Origin of the sequence: Mesorhizobium sp. M4A.F.Ca.ET.020.02.1.1, assembly GCF_004022645.1 — a bacterium.
GTDB lineage: Bacteria > Pseudomonadota > Alphaproteobacteria > Rhizobiales > Rhizobiaceae > Mesorhizobium.
This window is the reverse complement of record NZ_RZOI01000942.1, coordinates 1-1961: the sequence shown is the minus strand read 5'-3', so window position 1 is coordinate 1961 and position 1961 is coordinate 1. Positions and strand designations below refer to the sequence as shown.

The 1961-nt window shown below is 64.3% G+C and carries 3 protein-coding genes; all 3 read right to left on the bottom strand.

Going from position 1 to position 1961, the window contains the following annotated elements:
* Nucleotides 1-245: 245 nt before the first annotated feature.
* Complete coding sequence (locus EN742_RS33410) at nt 246-542, bottom strand: AzlD family protein (protein WP_127407409.1); 297 nt, start codon at nt 540-542, stop codon at nt 246-248.
* Nucleotides 539-1267 (bottom strand): AzlC family ABC transporter permease, encoded by a 729-nt coding sequence (locus EN742_RS33405; RefSeq protein WP_127407408.1) that lies wholly within the window; start codon nt 1265-1267, stop codon nt 539-541. The genes EN742_RS33410 and EN742_RS33405 overlap by 4 nt, the downstream gene beginning before the upstream one ends.
* Nucleotides 1268-1382: 115 nt before the next feature.
* The coding region (locus EN742_RS33400) for a TIGR02453 family protein (RefSeq protein ID WP_128333793.1) at nt 1383-1961 on the bottom strand (579 nt) is incomplete at its 5' end.

Sequence of the window (1961 nt, the reverse complement as noted above, 5' to 3'; positions counted from 1 at the left end):
TACAAAACGAAGCCGCTCGTCCATGATGCCAGTCTCTCGCCAAACCATCGCCGGGTCCTCCGGCGAGGGAGAAAACTGTCACCTATGCAATCGGTCCATTCTGTTACCTATCTATCCGGTTCGGACATCAGCCCTTTCTCCCCGTCACTATACGGGGAGAAATGCCCGGCAGGGCAATGAAGGGCGGCGCCGACACGCACCAAAGAAGCACGAAATTGAACCGGCAGTCAGCTCGGACCAGAAACTTACCCTGCGAACTGCCTGGCCAGTATCAGCACGGCGGCACCGGCCAAAAACATCGCCATCAACCCGCCGCGCAGCGACACGGCCGCGGCGACGATCAGCGCCGCCCATTCGGCGGGACCGGCGCCAAGCGCCGCCGGCGCCACCAGCGTGGTCAGCACCGCCGCCGGCACGGCGTTCAGCCCGGCCTCGACGCGCGGGTGGACGTTGTCGAAGCGCGAGATGACCAGATGGCCGCCGACGCGGGTGAGATAGGTGGCGACAGCGCCGGCTATGATGATCCAGAAGGTGGTGCTCATGGCCGTTCCCCCACGCCGCTGTGATGCGGCGGCAGTATGACGGCGAGCAGCACGCCGGCGACGGCGCCGATGGAAACGTGCCAGGGCGAGCCCACCGTCTTGTAGGCGATGGTGGAGGCAACGGCGCTCGCCACGACCACAGGCAGCCACAGCGGCCGCTTGCGGAAGCCCATGACGAGGCCGAGGAAATAGATCGGCAGCAGGAAGTCGATGCCCAGCGCATGCGTGTCGGGAATGAGCTTGCCGAACACCGCGCCAAGCGCGCTTTCGATCACCCAGAACACATAGACCGGCAGGCCGAGCCCGAGATACCAGGCAAAGCCGACGGTCTCGCCGGATTGCGCCCTCGCCTCCGACACGGCGTATTGCGGATCGGTCATGATGAAGAAGCCGAGCGCCTGCTGCACCACCGGCCAGTGTGAAATGCGCCGGCCGAGGCCGGCGGAATAGAGCACGTGGCGGAAGTTCACGGCGAAGATCGACAGCACAATCAGCCACGGCGCGACATGCTGGCCGAACAGTTCGATGCCGACCATCTGGCTGGCGCCGCCGAAGATCAGGGCGCTCATCAGGAAGGCTTCAAGGACCGAGAAACCATTGTCGACGGCAATCGCCCCGAACAGCAGCGCGAATGGCGCCGAGGCGACCACGACGGGCATCGAGAGCCGCACGCCGTCCCAGAAATCGCTCTTCGCACTGCTTTCGGAAATCGCTTCCGCCGACATCGACCACTCCTTGAACGGCCTGATGTAGGGAGCGTCGCCCCCCTTGTCACACCAATTCGCTTGAGCCAAACGATCAGCGGAAATGATCACCGGTGCACGCGAGCAAGGCTCCGCGCTATTGCGCCTTGCCCTGGATCGCCCTGCCCCAGTCGAGCAGCGGCTTGGCGCGCAAGGTGAAATCGACGAGCTCGTCGACCAGCGCCGGCGAGTGGATTCCGGCCGGATCGATTGCATGCTGGACGTAAAAGTGCCGGTTGCGGATGGCTTCGGCCAGGTCGCTGTCGGTGACATGCTCAAAGCCGCGCGGCGTGCGCTTCATGCGGTCCTCGGTCTCGAATTCGAGACCGTTTTTCTTCAACGCCGCCACCAGCGCGCGATACTTCTCCGGCCTTGCCGCGATGGCGTTGCGCATGGCGAGCAGCAGTTCTGGACTGGGCTGCCACCAGGCGACGCCGGAGAAGCACCGCTCGAGCCCGATATGCACGTAGAAGACGCCCTGCTCCATCTTGGTGCCATCAGGCGACAGGATCGCCGACAGATGCCGGTTGTAGGGCCGCTTGTCATTGGAGAAGCGCACGTCGCGATTGATGCGGAACAGCGACTTCTTGCGGTCGCCGCGCAGTCCGAGCCCAGCCGCGGCGAAACGCTCGGTCAGAGTCTCGACAAGATCGCAGAACGGCTCGTGCAGTTCGCT

Coding starts and splice junctions, on each gene's coding strand:
- EN742_RS33410 (WP_127407409.1), bottom strand. CDS start 542: ATGAGCACCACCTTCTGGATCATCATAGCCGGCGCTGTCGCCACCTAT.
- EN742_RS33405 (WP_127407408.1), bottom strand. CDS start 1,267: ATGTCGGCGGAAGCGATTTCCGAAAGCAGTGCGAAGAGCGATTTCTGG.